Origin of the sequence: Nostoc sp. DedQUE04, from assembly GCF_034530995.1 — a bacterium.
In the GTDB taxonomy this organism is placed as follows: Bacteria; Cyanobacteriota; Cyanobacteriia; order Cyanobacteriales; family Nostocaceae; genus Nostoc.
Genome location: NZ_JAVRCA010000014.1, coordinates 65,314 through 82,243 on the forward strand (window position 1 = coordinate 65,314; position 16,930 = coordinate 82,243).

General features: G+C 42.2%; 17 protein-coding genes. 7 read left to right on the forward strand and 10 right to left on the reverse strand.

Annotated features, from left to right (window positions below; genetic code table 11):
* Positions 1 to 403 precede the first annotated feature (403 nt).
* From RM049_RS12565 to RM049_RS12580, 4 genes are all read left to right on the forward strand, one after another.
* A complete protein-coding gene (locus tag RM049_RS12565) occupies positions 404 to 1,003 on the forward strand; it encodes a heme-copper oxidase subunit III (RefSeq protein ID WP_322682806.1) in 600 nt (199 codons plus the stop codon).
* Positions 1,004 to 1,124: 121 nt separating this feature from the next.
* Positions 1,125 to 1,610 carry a hypothetical protein gene (locus RM049_RS12570; protein ID WP_322704387.1) on the forward strand — a complete coding sequence of 162 codons (486 nt, stop codon included), beginning with the start codon at positions 1,125 to 1,127 and terminating at the stop codon, positions 1,608 to 1,610.
* Between the two features lie 316 nt (positions 1,611 to 1,926).
* Positions 1,927 to 2,538 carry a cupin gene (locus RM049_RS12575; protein ID WP_322704388.1) on the forward strand — a complete coding sequence of 204 codons (612 nt, stop codon included), beginning with the start codon at positions 1,927 to 1,929 and terminating at the stop codon, positions 2,536 to 2,538.
* A 56-nt stretch (positions 2,539 to 2,594) separates the two neighbouring features.
* Positions 2,595 to 3,050: an ArsC/Spx/MgsR family protein gene (locus RM049_RS12580; RefSeq protein WP_322674037.1), complete on the forward strand. Its 456-nt coding sequence runs from the start codon at positions 2,595 to 2,597 to the stop codon at positions 3,048 to 3,050.
* A 199-nt stretch (positions 3,051 to 3,249) separates the two neighbouring features.
* Here RM049_RS12580 and RM049_RS12585 read toward each other — a convergent pair whose 3' ends face one another.
* The 3 genes from RM049_RS12585 to RM049_RS12595 form a co-directional block, all read right to left on the reverse strand.
* Positions 3,250 to 4,326, reverse strand: coding sequence for a fatty acid desaturase (locus RM049_RS12585; protein ID WP_322704445.1), 1,077 nt, complete (start codon positions 4,324 to 4,326; stop codon positions 3,250 to 3,252).
* A 221-nt stretch (positions 4,327 to 4,547) separates the two neighbouring features.
* Positions 4,548 to 5,600 (reverse strand): fatty acid desaturase, encoded by a 1,053-nt coding sequence (locus RM049_RS12590; protein ID WP_322704389.1) that lies wholly within the window; start codon positions 5,598 to 5,600, stop codon positions 4,548 to 4,550.
* Positions 5,601 to 5,820: 220 nt separating this feature from the next.
* Positions 5,821 to 6,642 carry an acyl-CoA desaturase gene (locus RM049_RS12595; protein ID WP_322677631.1) on the reverse strand — a complete coding sequence of 274 codons (822 nt, stop codon included), beginning with the start codon at positions 6,640 to 6,642 and terminating at the stop codon, positions 5,821 to 5,823.
* 88 nt (positions 6,643 to 6,730) lie between these two features.
* On the opposite strand from RM049_RS12595, the gene RM049_RS12600 reads away from it, so the two are divergent.
* Positions 6,731 to 7,981, forward strand: coding sequence for a methionine gamma-lyase family protein (locus RM049_RS12600; protein ID WP_322704390.1), 1,251 nt, complete (start codon positions 6,731 to 6,733; stop codon positions 7,979 to 7,981).
* Positions 7,981 to 8,829, forward strand: a complete 849-nt coding sequence (locus RM049_RS12605; protein ID WP_322704391.1) for an alpha/beta hydrolase — start codon at positions 7,981 to 7,983, stop codon at positions 8,827 to 8,829. The genes RM049_RS12600 and RM049_RS12605 overlap by 1 nt, the downstream gene beginning before the upstream one ends.
* A gap of 274 nt (positions 8,830 to 9,103) precedes the next feature.
* On the opposite strand, the gene RM049_RS12610 is transcribed toward RM049_RS12605, so the two are convergent.
* The 5 genes from RM049_RS12610 to carA form a co-directional block, all read right to left on the reverse strand.
* Complete coding sequence (locus tag RM049_RS12610) at positions 9,104 to 9,406, reverse strand: DUF1816 domain-containing protein (protein WP_322674043.1); 303 nt, start codon at positions 9,404 to 9,406, stop codon at positions 9,104 to 9,106.
* Between the two features lie 86 nt (positions 9,407 to 9,492).
* Positions 9,493 to 10,674: a 23S rRNA (guanosine(2251)-2'-O)-methyltransferase RlmB gene (gene rlmB / locus RM049_RS12615; protein ID WP_322704392.1), complete on the reverse strand. Its 1,182-nt coding sequence runs from the start codon at positions 10,672 to 10,674 to the stop codon at positions 9,493 to 9,495.
* A gap of 92 nt (positions 10,675 to 10,766) precedes the next feature.
* Positions 10,767 to 11,246 (reverse strand): Mini-ribonuclease 3, encoded by a 480-nt coding sequence (locus tag RM049_RS12620; RefSeq protein ID WP_194044898.1) that lies wholly within the window; start codon positions 11,244 to 11,246, stop codon positions 10,767 to 10,769.
* 595 nt (positions 11,247 to 11,841) lie between these two features.
* The gene (locus RM049_RS12625; RefSeq protein WP_084227153.1) at positions 11,842 to 12,207 is read right to left on the reverse strand and encodes an STAS domain-containing protein; all 366 of its coding nucleotides are present in this window, start codon (positions 12,205 to 12,207) and stop codon (positions 11,842 to 11,844) included.
* A 269-nt stretch (positions 12,208 to 12,476) separates the two neighbouring features.
* Positions 12,477 to 13,643, reverse strand: a complete 1,167-nt coding sequence (carA, locus tag RM049_RS12630) for a glutamine-hydrolyzing carbamoyl-phosphate synthase small subunit (RefSeq protein ID WP_322704446.1) — start codon at positions 13,641 to 13,643, stop codon at positions 12,477 to 12,479.
* Positions 13,644 to 13,850: 207 nt separating this feature from the next.
* On the opposite strand from carA, the gene RM049_RS12635 reads away from it, so the two are divergent.
* Entirely contained in the window at positions 13,851 to 14,891 is a 1,041-nt protein-coding gene (locus RM049_RS12635; protein ID WP_322704393.1) for a retropepsin-like aspartic protease, read from the forward strand.
* Here RM049_RS12635 and trpD read toward each other — a convergent pair.
* Entirely contained in the window at positions 14,821 to 15,915 is a 1,095-nt protein-coding gene (gene trpD, locus RM049_RS12640) for an anthranilate phosphoribosyltransferase (RefSeq protein WP_322704394.1), read from the reverse strand. The two genes, RM049_RS12635 and trpD, sit on opposite strands and share 71 nt — an antisense overlap.
* An 81-nt stretch (positions 15,916 to 15,996) precedes the next feature.
* Positions 15,997 to 16,878 carry a DNA adenine methylase gene (locus tag RM049_RS12645; RefSeq protein WP_322704395.1) on the reverse strand — a complete coding sequence of 294 codons (882 nt, stop codon included), beginning with the start codon at positions 16,876 to 16,878 and terminating at the stop codon, positions 15,997 to 15,999.
* Between the last annotated feature and the right edge of the window lie 52 nt (positions 16,879 to 16,930).

The following is a 16,930-nucleotide window of genomic DNA, read 5'->3' on the forward strand; positions in this document are numbered from 1 at the left end:
AATAAATATCCTATCTTGGGTGTAGGCAGGGGGGCAGGGGGCAAGGGGAGAAAGAAAAATACGATCTGAGTAAATTGGATAATTTATTTTCTGGAAGTCCCTAAACGAACGCCCAAATTCAATAAACGGACACCCGAATTCAATAAACGGACGCCTGAATTCAATAAACGAACGCCCGAATTCAATAAACGGACGCCCGAATTCAATAAACGGACGCCTGAATTCAATAAATGGACGCCCGAATTCAGAACACGAAACTCGGAATTTTCAAAATTCCTGAACAAGTTAAGAGTTTGGCTAAACAAGAATTTTGGATAAAGAATGGAAATTTTGCCACTTCAGACTTCATTCTTTATTCAAACTTCCACAACAAGACAGAGTAGATCGTATTGTCAAAAAATCTATGACTATAGCTACAACCACAAGCGAAGAACACAGTGCAGGACATGAAGAACATCCAGATTTAAGAGTCTGGGGATTGTTGACGTTCCTCGCTTCTGAATCCCTAATGTTTGGGGGATTTTTTGCCACCTATTTGTTTTTCCGAAGCAGTACAGCCGTTTGGCCTCCAGAAGGGAGTGAAGTAGAACTACTTGTGCCGACGATTAACACCATTATTCTGGTGTCTAGTAGTTTCGTGATTCACTTTGGTGATACGGCGATTAAAAAGAATAACGTCAAGGGAATGCAACTGTGGTACGCCATTACTGCAATCATGGGGGCAGTTTTCTTAGGTGGTCAGGTTTATGAGTACTCAACATTAGGATATGGTTTGACCACCAACGTCTTCGCCAACTGCTTTTATATCATGACTGGGTTCCACGGTTTGCACGTTTTTGTGGGACTGTTATTGATATTACGCGCATTGTGGCGATCGCGTCTTCCTGGTGAATATTCTGCAACCAATCATACTTTCATCGAAATGACAGAAATTTACTGGCACTTCGTAGACATTATTTGGATTGTCTTATTCACCTTGGTGTACGTTCTCACTTTGTTTTAACAAAAGTTAGGAGTGAGGAGTGAGAAGTCAGGAGTTAATAAGTTATAACTTCTAACTCAGAATTCACAACTTCTAACTTCTAACTCCTAACTCCTAACTCCTAACTATCCAAGAGTTCATTATGCAAGCTAATACAAATAAATTCTCATGGTTTCAGGTTCCAGATAATATCAAAAACCTATTAATTTTAGCTGCAAAAAGCTGGGAAAATACATCAGAATCAGAAAAATATATTCAACAAGCTTTAGACCAGACTGGTGAAAACACAGATGTATTGGTAGCAGCATATAGATTTTTCTATTATAAAAATAATTATTCTCTTGCATTACAAACAACAGTCAAATTATTAGATAAAATTAAAGAACTAGAAAAACTTCCTGATGACTGGGAGCAACTTCAGCCGATATTAGTCAATCGCAAAGAAGACCCACAAATTCGATTGTACTTAAATGCTTATGCTGCTTCTGGATTAGTGCTAGCAAAGTTAGGAGAAATTGAGCAAGCCAAAGAAATCAGCACCAGAGTCAAACAGATAGACGAAAAGAATGATTTTGGTTCTGGTATTCTGCTGGATATTCTGACACGTCCAGCAGAAGAAGACGATTAATTAGTCAATGCACTTCTCTGTAAAAGAGTGGGGGGACAAGGGGACAAGGGGACAAGGGGAAAAACCATAGCAATGCCCAATACCCAATGCCCAATGCCCAATGCCCAATGCCCGATGCCCAATGCCCAATGCCCTTTTTGTGAAAAATCATGAACAATTGGTTATCTACCAAATCCTATTCCTTATTAGGAGCAAGTACTGATAGTAACTCTATCATTCCTCCTATTAACATACCTACTAAACTGCCTGTAGGTAACATTCCTAATGTCTCACCGATCATTGTGATCCAATCTTCGCCACTATCAATTTAAAAATTATGAAAGGTAGGGATTGGCTGCTAACAGGGGACGGTCAGCATCAAGCTTGTAAATCTGTAAGAGCCTGGGATTTATTGAGAGAAAATTACCGCCTTTATCGGTTTTTAACTGAGGTGGAAGATGTTCTCAATAGCAGCGACAATGAAACCAATTGTCTGCCAGAAATTCGGATGCTTGTAAGGCGCTTAATGGTAAATTCCTACTGGGTGCAAAGTCAAAAGTTAGAACCTTCACCCAAAACGGGAAGCTCTGTTTTACTCCTATATGATGAATTGGGTTTTCCCTTAACTGTGCAAACAGTAACATTTGCACCGGGAACCCGTTCAAACATTCATAATCATGGGACATGGGGAATAGTGGCGGTGTTAAAAGGTCAGGAAAAAAATACTTTTTGGCAACGCACTAATAGCCCAGAATTTCAGGACAAAATTGAACCGACGGGAGAGCTAACTCTATTACCAGGAGATATTATTAGCTTTACTCCCGATGCAATTCACAGTGTAGAAGCAGTGGGTGATGAACCAACTGTGACTTTCAATATTTATGGCGAAACCGATCCAAATGAGAGGTTTGAGTTTGACTTAGTTAGCCATAAAGCGAGGAATTTTTGATTTCATCGGTTCGTAGTTGGCGCTTTAGCGCAAAAGAGTAATTAGGAGATAGTTGAATGGCAAAGGTAATTTTCTATAGCAAACCAGGCTGTAAAGGTGGAGTTAAGCAAAAAGTTTTGCTAACAGCTGCCGGTCATGAGGTGATACCACAGAATCTGCTAAAAGAACCTTGGACAGTTGAACGGTTGCGTTCCTTTTTTGGCGATCGCCCCGTAGCCGAATGGTTCAATCTTTCCGCCCCCAAGGTAAAATCTGGTGAGGTGGTTCCTGAAAAAGTGGATGAACAAACCGCTTTGGCGCTGATGCTGAAAGAACCACTGTTAATTCGCCGCCCTTTGCTAGAAGTAGGCGAACAGCGCGAGGTAGGATTTGATGTACAAAAGATTGATGCTTGGATTGGCTTACAAGCTGTAGATGAATCCTTGCAAGAAATCAGCGACAAGCTTCTGAAGCAAGATTTGCAAAACTGTTCCCACGGTAAAGATCATAGCCATCAACACCATAATCACTAGGCTGGCTGTAACCATCATGGCGAACAACATCAAAAGCAAGGCAGCTTGTAGTCATTAGATTTCTTGCAAAAGTCTATAAATAACACTCTAGCCCTGTCAAGGTAAAAAAGTAACCTTGACAGGGCTAGTACAGTATGGCGTAAATTGTCTAAAACTCTCACACAATGGTAATTACGAATTACGCAAAGTGGTACTAGTCTTAGCCTTTAGCTAACTTCTTGTTGGATGTGTAGTAAACCTTACTACCAGTATCAGGTACAAAATGGCAGCTGATACATGAATTCCATAATGACTTCCAAATTGGTTCTTCCGCCTTGTGGAAATACTCACCCATTACTGGTTTGATTGCCTCAGTTGCCTTCAGCAAATTGTAGTGAGGGATGTTAAGGAATATATGGTGAGCAACATGAGTACCAATATCGTGATGGATATGATTAACCAAACCATAATCACGGTCAATACTAGAAATTGCGCCTTTGAGGAAAGTCCAATCTTCTCCACGATACCAGGGAAGCTCTGGCTCAGTATGGTGCAAGAATGTCACCAAATCTAGCCAAACTATAAATACAAGGTAGGGCACAGCGTAATATTTCAGCAACCACATCCAACCCCATTGGTAGGTGAGGAAACCGAGCAAACCTACCATCCCAATCAAAAGGACAGTGCTAGTGATAACATCCCATTTTTCCGATGATTTGAAAAGCGGACTGCTGGGCAAAAAGTGAGAGCCTTCTTTATTAGGAGAACGCTTAAATAAATACAGAGGATAAGCCAATAGAAAAATATAATATCGGACTATCTTTTGTGCTAAAGGCATCTCTTTGTATTCTGATTCCGTCACAGGATACCAGCTTTCATCGTTATCGATATTGCCAGTATTTTTGTGGTGAGTTCTGTGACTAATCCGCCAACCATGATAAGGAACAAGTATTGGTGTGTGAGAAAGATGTCCAATCAAATCATTGAGCCATTTATGCTTAGAAAAAGATTGGTGTCCGCAGTCATGCCCGACTACAAACAAAGCCCAAAACATCGTTCCTTGCATTAGCCAGAAAATCGGAAAGAAAAGCCAAGAATCCAGGTAAGAAGCAACTGCATAAAGCAGACCGATAATCAAGATGTCACGAAAAAAGTAAAAAAGTGATTTTGTCACATTGGGCTGAAAGCATTCCGCAGGAATTGCAGCTTTTAAATCCCCAAGTGTGAAAGGCAATTTAGTCGTATCCTCAGACGTTTCAGAAGGAGGATTATTGAACGTGATGATGTTTGATGGCACTGGATTCTTTTGATTGGATATAAATCGGAACTTTAATTGAGACAAAATTATCTCACCTATAGGATGCCCACGAAACTAGCGATCGCTAACATCAAAGAAGATAAATTTTGGCAATTTAGCTAACAAATTTTAGTTAGTAAAAAGTCGCCAAATTCTATTTAAACACAGCATGATAAACGCTCTCGTTGAGTTCAAGAGCGTAAGTCTAATCACAGCGCTATTTATTGCTCTGTATAATATTCGTTGAAAGTTTTATAGCCAACATCAGTTGTGTATAGTTGACACTGGTCTGTAATCTGCTTCATTAAAGACCAAGAAAACTGACACTCATCATGGAGATAAGGCTGCCAATTTTCTTTGATGCTGCTGTAAGCTAGCCGCAAATTATAAGAAGGAATCGCAGTGGAAATATGATGAGGGACATGAACATTGATATCGTGGCACAAAACCTCTACCCAACGCGGATAATCGCAATGAATAGTGCCAAATAGCTGTGCTAGAGCTTCGTTCCACTTGTTCGCTGTCGTAAAAGGAACATCTGCGGCAGTATGGTGAACAATAGTAAAAGTACTCATCCAAAAATGGTAAATCATCCAGGGCACTAGCCAAAATTTGACAAAGCCCCAGATACCAGTTGTGGCGATGAGAGTCGGGAAAGCGATCGCTGCAAACACAACTACTACAGCCACAGAAAGCTTGATACTCGATTGGTCTTTAGTTTTAAAGTTCCGCCAATCAAAATGCACCACAGCCCAATGTCCAATGGAACCTACCCACCAGAAGCGTTTACGCATGAACAGTTCAAAAGCAGACTGTCGGGTTTTATCCCAATCTTCAAATACTTCTGGTCTGATTGGATGCCAAGCGTTGTCCTCATCCAGCTTGTTGGTATGAGTATGGTGATAATTATGCTTAATGCGCCAACTGTGAAAAGGGTAAATTAACGGCATCATGAAGAAATGCCCTACCAAATCATTTACCCAACGACGTTTGGCAAAAGACCTGTGACCGCAATCATGGCCAATTACAAAAAAACCTGTTAAAGCAGTACCCGTAAAAATCCAAGCTAGGGGCAAGAGAAACCAAGGAGCGATAATCAGGCTGTAATAACCCAACGCAACTGCCAAGACACTGAGTATTACTTGTGTCCAAGCTTTGCGACGGTTCTGCTGAAAACATTCCCGTGGCAAGGTTTTGACAATATCTTTGAGCCGAAAGTCGGAATTACTAGGCTCGTCACTTAGTTTCTGGCTATTAATTATTGATGTAGTCATGGACACCTAAAAAACAACAAACTCCTCCACCAAGTCACCAAAAAGTAACTTGCAGTAAAATTTCTTCACATTAGCGCTTTGGATTATAGCAACCTAACCGACACAAGCGCACCAGTAAATAGCTTTTTGAAAAGTTAGGAGTTAGAAGTGATGAGTTCAAAAAGGTATATATCCTAACTCCTAACTCCTGTAGAGACAAGGGTTAATCGCGTCTCTACTCCTAACTAACTTTTGTTGGGGCCAACTTCACATTAGTTGCCAGACCAACTGCTTGCAACAATTGAACTGTCATCCAGGTTAAATCGATTTCCCACCATTTCAGCCCGTGACGAGCTGAATATTGAAAAGCATGATGGTTATTATGCCAGCCTTCACCGAAAACTAGTACGGCTACCCACCAGCAATTAGTCGATTTATCGCCAGAATCATAGCTCTGATAGCCAAATTTATGAGTAGCGCTGTTCACCAACCAAGTGCAGTGGTAAACCCAGACAATGCGAACAAAAATTCCCCAAATAACAAACGGCCAGCCACCTAGAAGCAAAAGCAATACACCTAGAGCAACCTGGATTAAAATGAAATATTTTTCTAAAAACTGATAAACTGGGTCTTCGGCAATGTCTTTGGTGAAACGAGGAACATCAGCGTGAGCGGGACAGTAGTGAATCAGCCAATCCATGTGGCTCCACCAGAAGCCTTTATTAGAATCATGGGGATCGGCATCAGTATCTGAGTGTAAATGATGAATGCGATGCGTCCCTACCCACTCAATTGGGCCTCCTTGACACGAGAGTGTGCCGAAGAAAACCAAGAGATACTCTAGCCACTTGGGAGTTTGAAAACTGCGGTGAGTAACAAGGCGGTGAAATCCGAGAGTAACTCCTAAACCACCTGTTATCCAGTACAGCAAGAAACCCACACCAACTGCCGTCCAGCTAAAGTTACCAGGAACAAAGGCAAATAAAGCGCCGATGTGCAGTCCAATGAAAAATAGGGTATTGACCCAGTTAATTTGAGGTTTGGTTGAAGTAGCAATTGTCATGCAGTAACCTGAATTTTAATTTTCCAGCTTAAGAACAGCGCGATCGCAAAATCCGCATATCGATAATTTTTTTTTGAACGAGGAACTGATGAACAGCTTAGAACAGCTGCGGCAAGCAGAACAGGCACTATTAGAAATTTTTTCTGGTATTGACGCTCAGGTCAAGCATAATCTAAAACGAGTGCTGGATGCTTTTCGTAATCACCGTGTAGGCGCACACCACTTTGCAGGTGTAAGTGGTTATGGTCATGATGATTTAGGACGAGAAACTTTAGATAAAGTTTTTGCCGAAGTTATGGGCGCTGAAGCTGCGGCCGTGCGGGTTCAGTTTGTTTCGGGAACTCATGCGATCGCCTGTGCTTTGTTTGGTGTTCTCCGTCCCGGAGATGAAATGTTAGCAGTAGTCGGTTCTCCATACGATACGCTTGAAGAAGTCATTGGTTTACGGGGTCAAGGTCAAGGCTCCCTTATTGAGTTTGGCATAAATTACCGCCAATTGGAGCTAACCCCAGAAGGAACCATAGATTGGCAAGCTTTAACTACTAGTGTGGCTGAAAACACTCGTTTAGTCTTAATTCAGCGCTCTTGTGGCTATTCTTGGCGTCCTAGTTTATCAATTGCCGATATTGAAAAAATCGTCCACTTAGTCAAACAGCAAAACCCGAATACCGTTTGCTTTGTAGATAACTGCTACGGCGAATTCATTGAAACCAGAGAACCCACAACTGTAGGTGCTGATTTAATGGCGGGATCGCTGATTAAAAATCCTGGTGGCACCATTGTCAGCGCTGGCGGTTATGTCGCCGGTCGCGCCGACTTGGTAGAAGCAGCCGCCTGTCGCCTCACGGCTCCCGGTATCGGTAGTTATGGCGGTGCTACTTTTGACCAAAATCGCTTGCTGTTCCAAGGTTTATTTCTAGCGCCGCAGATGGTAGGAGAGGCAATGAAAGGGACTTATCTTACTGGTTATGTGTTTGATAAACTCGGTTATCCAGTCAATCCCCCTCCCTTGGCTCCCCGTGGAGATGTAATTCAGGCAATTAAACTTGGTTCTGCCGAAAAGCTAATTGCTTTCTGTAAAGCCATACAACAGCATTCTCCGATCGGTTCCTACTTAGACCCCGTTCCAGATGATATGCCAGGGTATGAGAGCCAGGTAGTTATGGCTGGGGGGACATTTATTGAAGGGAGTACTTTGGAATTATCAGCAGATGGGCCAATGCGATCGCCGTATGTAGTTTATTGCCAGGGTGGGACTCATTGGACTCATGTAGCGATCGCCCTGGAAGCTGCGATCGATGCAGTTGGCAGTATCGATAGACAGGAGAAGGGCGAGTAATGAGCGATCGCTACACCACCACTGCTGCACGTCTAAATATCTATACCCAAGGTCAAGGATTCCCTATTTTGGGCTTACATGGTCATCCTGGTACTGGTCGTAGTCTTTCTGTCTTTACCAATCATTTATCAAAACGCTACAAAACTTTTGCCCCTGATTTACGCGGATACGGCAAAAGCCGCTACAACGGCAATTTTGACATGAATGACCATTTGACTGATTTAGAAGCACTGCTAGACCGTTTGCAGATTGAAAAGTGCCTAGTATTGGGATGGTCACTTGGTGGCATTTTGGCAATGGAGATGGCATTACGTTTGCCAGAGCGCGTTACTGGGCTGATTTTGGTGGCGACAGCTGCAAAACCCCGTGGCAGTCATCCTCCTATTACTTGGCAGGATAATTTATATACTGGCATTGCTGCGCTATTAAACTATATAAAACCGAGTTGGCAATGGAATATTGAAACTTTTGGTAAGCGATCGCTTTTCCGCTACCTAATCCAACAACATACATCTATCACTTACAAATACATCGCGAAAGAAGCAGTACCAGCTTATTTGCAAACCTCTCCTGCTGCTACTCGCGCCCTCTATAGTGCAATTCAATCAGGATATAATCGGCTTTTAGATTTACAGCAAATACAATGTCCTAGTTTAGTACTTGCTGGCGAACAAGACCGTCACATCACATCTGATTCCAGCTTACAAACTGCTCAACACCTCAACAATTCTCAGTGGCACTGCTATCCCAACACCGCCCATCTTTTTCCGTGGGAAGTTCCCCAGTTGGTGCTGAATGATATTGACCATTGGCTCGAAGAACATCCGCAGGTAATTCGTAATTCGTAATTCGTAATTAAACTGAGAGTCACAGGAATTGACTATAAAAGGTTTAGCCGTTACAGGTGGGGTCTAAATCTTCACCCGTAATGTAATTACGAATTACGAGTTATTAATAGTCAAAAATAGTGAAAAAATTTTGACTATTGACGAAGAAATGGAGAAGGAAGATGTGGTGACGCAATGAGTGAAAAAGACGTAATAACCCCCGTAAAAGAATTTTCTGTGTCTTTATATCTTTACGTCTTTGCATCAGAGCCTCCTTTTCATTCTCTGGCCTAACTTAAATTTGACCGCCAAAGGCAGGCTGTACTTTGCGGTCAAATCTTTCCCCCAAGTCGTCAGCAATTGTTAAGTTACTAGGTTTGCAACGCTTGACATTCACAATAATTCCCTGCGCTCCTTCAAGCTCTAAATCTTCTATGTATCCTTTACTTGCTAATGTTGCATCAGAAGAATTTAGAAATGGCCCGAAGTAATACGTGCAACGGGGATTCTGCGTCACAATCTCTACCCACCAAGCCAAGCCGAGGTAGTCGAATGTGTTAATTAACACTTCCTTGAGGTTATGCCAAATGGTTTTCATGGTTTTCGCTGATTTATAAACGTCTACAGGGTGTTAAACGATAGGGTACTTTATTATCTTTTACATTTCTTTATACTCTGTTACTGTTATTTTTTCAAAGAGATTTTTTGCAATTTATCTAAGTGCAGCGTATTTAGCGATCGCTGACGATAAATCTCATAAAGCGCCATACCTGCTGCTACAGAAGCATTCAGGCTGGGAGTTTTACCTTGTAGAGGAATCGATACTAAAAAATCACAGGAGCGTTGAGTCAACATACCCAGACCTTCACCTTCTGAGCCAATTACCAAAACGATTGGGCCAGTAAAATTGACTGTATGCAAAGGTTCGCTACCACTTGCAGCAGTACCGTAAATCCAAAAGCCAGCTTCCTTTAATTCTTCTAAGGAGCGGCTGAGGTTGACAACTCTAGCTACAGCAAAATTTTCTAAAGCGCCTGCTGCCACTTTCATGACAGTGGAAGTGATCCCAGATGCCCTTCTTTGGGGAATCACCAATCCTTGAGCGCCTATTGCTTCGGCTGTGCGAATAATTGCTCCTAAGTTGTGGGGATCGGTAATTCCGTCAGCCACGACAATTACAGCATCAGTTACAGATTTGCACTGCTCAATTAGATCGGCCAATTCCATATAAGCGTAGGGAGCAATTTGTGCTGCCACACCTTGGTGATTAGCGCCGTTGGTGAGATAGTCTAAACGTTTGGGTTCAACCTCATCAATAACTGTGCCATTTTCCTTTGCTTGCAAAAGGAAATGGTGAAAGCTGGGATCGTACCGCAGACGGGTAGTAATCCACAGACGATTGAGATTGCGCTGATTTTGCAATGCACTCAATACTGGATGACGACCGTAGATGAGATCGTTATCTTCTTCTGTAGATTGTGTAGATACAGATGGCTGAGAAAAGTTGCTATTTCGTTGTCGCGAGTTCCCATAACTGGGGTTGCTATCTATTTTCTTGGGATTGCGATTCGGATTAACAACAGAGATGGTGTTGCCATCTACTTTTCTGGGGTTGTGAGTTGGATTCGCACCAGAGATAGGGTTACTATCTACTTTTCTGGGGTTGTGAGTTGGATTCGCACCAGAGATAGGGTTACTATCTACTTTTCTGGGCTTGCGAGTCGGATTCGCACCAGAGATGGGGTTGCTATCTATTTTCCTGGGATTGCGAGCCGGATTAGTAACAACACGTTTACCTTTAATTTTTACGGGTTGTCCACGATTTGGTTCGCTAGAAGTCTTGACTTTTCTGGGTTTATCCTGCATTTGAGTTCTGAATATAGCGTATAGTTGCTCGTTCCGATTACCTCAATTTTTTGAACCTAATCTAGTGTTGTGGCTACAGCGAAATTGAGTTTTCACTCTTTTTCTAGATGAAGTATTTGCAACAGCTCGGTTAGACGTTGGTAATCGGTGATATATAAGTAGCCTATTAAAGTTTCTAGACTAGTTGCCTGTTGATAAATTTCGGGATTAAGTCGCTTAGGGCGTCCTGTTGCGGCGTTTCTACCCCGTCGGACAATTTCTAATTCGGTATCCCTGAGATGAGGAATCAGCGATCGCAAATGTAGCGCTTGTGTTTCTGCTCTTACCTGCTCCACTACCAGACGATGGTAAATTCCTGACCGCTGCAATGGCAGCAGATAGAACATTCTAACATACAACTCATAAATTGCATCCCCTAAATATGCTAAAGCACTAGGAGAAATTTGTTGCACTTGCGAGAGGGAAATCTGTTGGAATGGCCCTGTGGTTGCCAAGAGTGCTTCAGTCCAAGACAAGCTCTGTTTGGGAGTTTCATCTTGTCCATCTAATAGCTCTTCCTCCTGTGACTTCACAAATAAATCATTCCTTGACGGGCTACATTTGGCAGGCATTCTTGGCAAAGACTGATTTTTCTGAAGTATGCCGTGATAGTATACTTAGCATAATCAATACTATCAAAATTACTTCCTAATTTCATCTTTTTGATTGAGAGTTGGCATTTAAAATCACCCTGATGTCAACATCTATAAACCAAATTTCGCCTACTTCTTGTGGTCTGCGCCTAAGATAGGGTAAAATTTTAACATCAAATTCACCCTTTTACTTGGCAGCATTGCCATACTTACTGAGTAAACGACAACTTTTAACTATACAGCATCAAGTCAAGTCTATCTATAAACAAATCTGCTGGCTTTGTATTTCTTACAACAAATATCTCAGACTTGATTATTTATCCAATATTCTAACCAACAATTACATACCCAATACACACCTAATAAATTGGGTCTCTATATCTTTAAGTTATTACTCAACTTTAAACATAATAGCTCAACTGGCTTTATGCCTCTCCCACAAGGAGAGAGGTTTTCTGCCAGAAGTTTTAAAAATTAAGCTACCCGATTTTGAATCTGGATAGCTAAATTTACCTCTGAGATCGAGCAATCAAGACTACTTGACGTTTTCTAGAGCGTCTTCAACTGATTTTTGCAGGGAGAGAAACTTCTCTAGGCGAACAAGCTTGACCGTTTGAGTTACGCGGGCATTCGTGACAATTTGCAAAGTGCCATCAGCAGTTTGAGCTTGCTTGGCTAGCTGCACCAGAGCGCCCAAGCCAGAGCTATCAACAAAGTCAATTTGTGAGAGATCCAAAATAATGTGCTTAGGGCCCTCGTCTATCTTGCTGCCAAGTGTCTTGCGAAATGTCGGCTCGGAAAAAGCATCTAACAAACCTGTGAGGCGGAATAGCTGACAGTTATCCCGGACTTCACGAGTGCCCCTCAGGCTAACGGTTAGATTTAGTGGCTCAGCAATAATTCCCTCCTCATGAGTTAAAGTGAACGCTCAAGTATAAATGGTTTTTGAGCAAGTTGTCTACAATCTGTTGAAATAGGAGATCGGGAATTGGCTACTGGGTAATGGTTATTAGAAAACTTTTCCCCAGTCCCTAGTCCCCGATCCCCCATTTGCATTTTGCTATTTTTATTTAATCCTAGATGCGACAACTTGACTCTTGCTTTTTGCTCTAATTCCAAATTAAAAATGCATAGTTCAAAAAGAATTCTTTCATTTTGAATTTTTTATTTTTAATTTTGAATTCCCTGGAGGGGTTGACGTGCTGTTCGCATGGCTTGAACAAATTGCTCAAACAAGTAATCAGCATCGTGGGGCCCAGGGCTGGCTTCTGGATGATACTGTACGGAGAACACTGGTAGAGATTTGTGACGTACCCCGGCAATAGTGCGATCGTTTAGGTTTAGATGGCTGATTTCTACAACTGCCGTAGGTAAAGAATCTGGGTCAATAGCAAAACTATGGTTTTGACTAGTAATTTCTACTCGTTGTTGTAAACCGGCAGGCTGATTCAAACCACGATGACCAAATTTGAGTTTATAGGTTTCTGCTCCTAGTGCATGACCTAAAATTTGGTGTCCCATACAAATACCAAAGATGGGTTTTTCACTTAACAGGAGTGCTTTGGCAGTCGCAATCCCTTCAGTGACAGCAGCAGGGTCGCCAGGCCCATTAGAAAGAAACACACCATCTGGATTGTATTTGAGAATTTCCTCTGGTGGTGTATCAGCAGGTACAACAATTACCCGGCAACCATAACTGACTAAGCGACGTAGGATATTGCGTTTTACACCAAAGTCAAGGGCAACAACGGTAAAGGCTTCCCCAAGATTTTCCCCAGCCTCCGAGTTAAATTCCCAAGCTGGAATTGTGGGATCGGACCATTCATAAGCCGTTGAGGTAGTGACTTCACGAACCAGATTCAATCCTGCCATGTTGGGAGCTGCTAGTACCTGCTCTAACAATTCCGCTTCATCGAGAATGGTTGTAGAAATGCCACCGTTCATCGCTCCGAACATCCGAATTTTGCGGGTGAGGGCGCGGGTATCGATGCCGTAAATCCCTGGTATTTGGTTTTGTTTGAGGTAGTCAGGTAAAGTTTGTGTCGATCGCCAGTTACTTGGATGATGACAAATATTCCGGGCGATCGCACCCCGCACTTGGGGCCCATCTGATTCTTCATCTTCGAGATTGACGCCAGTATTCCCCAATTCAGGATAGGTAAAAATCACAATCTGACCGCGGTAACTAGGGTCAGTCAGAACTTCTTGATAGCCTGTCATGCCAGTGTTGAACACCACTTCTCCGATCGCGGTTCCCGTCGCACCAAAAGACCAACCGCGATAAGTGGTTCCATCTGCAAGGACAAGTAAAGCTGGTATTGAGTCAGTCAGGGGCATAGTAGATTGGGCAGTGGGCATTGGGCATTGGGCATTAGGCATTGGGCATACTCTTTCTTATTCCCTATTCCTTATTCCCCAATACTGCGATTGTTAATTATCCCATAAGTTGAGCAATTGGGAGTTTTTAAAATAGTTAATTAAAATTAAAAGGGAATTAAAGTAGCGGGAGTGGATTTGGCAAAGCTTGGGCAGTTAAAATTAATTATGCTTCAGTCTTTTTTATCCCGTGCAACCCTAATTTTTGTCTCAAGCACTCTAGCAGTTTTGTGCGTTGCCTGTAGTGAAGACAAACTGAACACCGCTACTGGTGGCGACGAGCAACCTATGCCAATTGGGGATCTAGCACCAGTCCAGCCTAGCGTTGAACCAGTAAGACCAGCAGCTACCCCAAAAGCGCAGCCGCTAGATCCGTTTGAAAGTGAACCAAGTCTTTTTGAGATGGGACGAGACAAAGCTGTTGGCGCTTGGAGTATCAGCCAATCGGCTCAATCTCCAGATGATTGGAAATTGGTGGCGAGTCAGTATCAGGATGCGATCGCGCTGATGCAAAAAATACGGCGACAAAGCCCAGAATTTGCGATCGCTCAAACCAAAATTACGGAATATCGCCGCCAGGTTAAATATGCCCAACAGCAAGCAAATCCTCGCCCTGTCGCAGTTAGAGAACCTCATAAAATAGTCGTTGTTGTTCCCCAAAGAGAAACTATACCAAAGCTCACTTTACCTCCACGAGAAACAAAACCGTTATCACCAGAGCCAGCTTTGCCTTCATCAGCAGTGGTGATTCCCGATGAAGCAGTATTTACAGCGCCGATAAAAAGACGAATTGGTGGTACGCCAATTGTGGAAGTTACCTTTAATGGTCAGCAACAATTTGAGATGATTGTGGATACGGGAGCAAGTGGCACTGTCATTACCCAAGAGATGGCTAATGCTTTGGGAATCGTCACAGTGGGAAAAGCCAAGGCAAATACCGCCAGTTCCAGAGCTGTAGAATTTCCTGTGGGCTATGTTAATTCGATGGCCGTTGGCGGGGTAGTAGTGAATAGAGTAGCAGTAGCGATCGCAGGTGCGGAACTAGAAACTGGACTTTTAGGACATGACTTTTTTGGTAACTACGATGTCACTATTAAGCGTAATGTGGTAGAGTTTCGCCCGCAATTGCGATCGCAAATCAATCCGCCAGAAACTCAACTAACTGCTCCAACTTCGTCCAAGCAGCCCCACTTTGTAGGATATCCTTAGCGATTTTAATACCCTCGGCGTGATCGAGGAAGGCGATCGTACCCGCGACTTGCAGCGCCAACGACGCATTTAAGGCAACTGCATCTTGTTGCGCCTGAGTTCCCTTACCTTGGAGTACCGCCTTAAGAATCTCCGCATTCTCTTGGACATCTCCACCCCGAAGCATACCTATAGGAGCAGGCGTTAAATCCAAATCTAGGGGATTAATAGTAGTTAACTGCACTTCGCCGTTTGATAACACCGCTAAGTCAGTTTCATCTCCTAACCCAGCCTCATCAAGTTTTTCTCGCCCGTGTAGCACAATCGCCTTTTCCTTACCCAAATTTTGTAAAGCTTCGGCAACAGTTGCCAACAGTTTGGGAGTAAATAAGCCTACCACTTGCCCAGTTGGACGCAAGGGATTTACTAACGGCCCGAGCAAATTAAAAATTGTTCGCACTTTCAAAGTCCGCCGTAATGAGGCAACAGCCTTGAGTGCTGGATGCCAACCAGGAGCAAACAAGAAGGTGATCCCCACTTCTTGTAGTGCTGCTTGTACTTTTTCACTAGAGGCACTTAAGTTTACACCCAAGGCTTCCAATACATCTGCACTTCCTGTGAGACTTGAAGCTGAACGATTACCGTGTTTGGCGACAGGTATGCCAGATGCAGCAGCAACAAAAGCAACTGCTGTGGAAATATTAAAGGTTGATGAACCATCGCCACCAGTGCCACAGGTATCAATTAAGGGGATTAGGGATTGGGTAGATTCTTGCCCAGTCCCCAGTCCCCAGTCCCCAGTCCCCAGTTTTGATTGAGATTGTAATACTTCAGCCATGCCGGTCAACTCGTCGGCAGAAATGCCTCTAAAGTTAAGTGCTGTTAAAATTGCTCCCGATAATTCTGGGGGAACCGCTTCACTGAGCCAACCCTTCATCAATTCAGCAGATTGAGTGCGAGACAATGATTGTCCATCTATTAATTGTTGCAGCAGGATATACCAGCTAGCAGACGATTCTTGAGCAGGGATTGGAGAAGTTGCCATAGCTAAGATTTGTATGTTGTAGCTATATTGAGAGCTATGGGAGTTATACTACCGGAAAATTGGAAGCTATCAAAGTTAGGCTTAAATCTCAAGGCTTAATTGCAAAGCTGGATTAGCAAGATTCTGAACTTGTGATTTTTTCTTAAAATCAAGTTTAACTTTGTAGTTAGTAATGAATAACTCTTTTCCTTTAGCTGCACCACTTTGCTTATAGTTATTCATCCCATACTGTAATTCCCACTCTGAAATATTAGCCCATTGAAAATTTTCTAGAATTTGCGTTGAATTGTCATAGGTAATTAACCAGCGATGATGACATTGTTGCAAAAGTTCAGAAAATCTCTGATGTTCAAAAGAGGTGTGTAAGTCACCGTCTTTACCATATAGTTTTGATTTAGTAGCACTAAAATATGGCGGATCTAAAAATAAAAATACATCTTTTCCATCTGATTTTAATAAATGACTGTAATCCAAATTAGTAATTTGAACATTTTTTGATAAAATATTTTCTAATTTTTCAAGTCGTTCTATTGAAGTATCAGTAAATCTTTTATGGAAAGCTTCTTGGGAAAAGCCACCTGATTCTACGGTTCCAGAAAAAGTAATTCTATTGAGTACGAAAAACCGAACGGCTCTTTCTAAATCAGATAAATGATTTACATCTACACGAGTTAATTCTATAAAGAGTAATTTACCATCTGTATATTTAACTTTAATATCTCGAATTTCTTTCACTAACTGAGTTATATCAGATTGGGCAAACTTCCAGAATAAGAAGAGTTCGCGGTTTAAATCGTTAATCCAAATTTTGATATCGGGAAACTTTTGTCTTAAATAAATAAATACAGAACCACCACCCACAAAAGGTTCTCGAAATTCAGAAAAGCTATCTGGCAAGTATTCAACTATTTGATTTATTGCTTTTGACTTACCACCAGGATATCGTAAAGGACTTTTGAGCATAATTAGAAATCATCACATATCGGTTAAATTGCCAAAAATTAAAATTATAGCC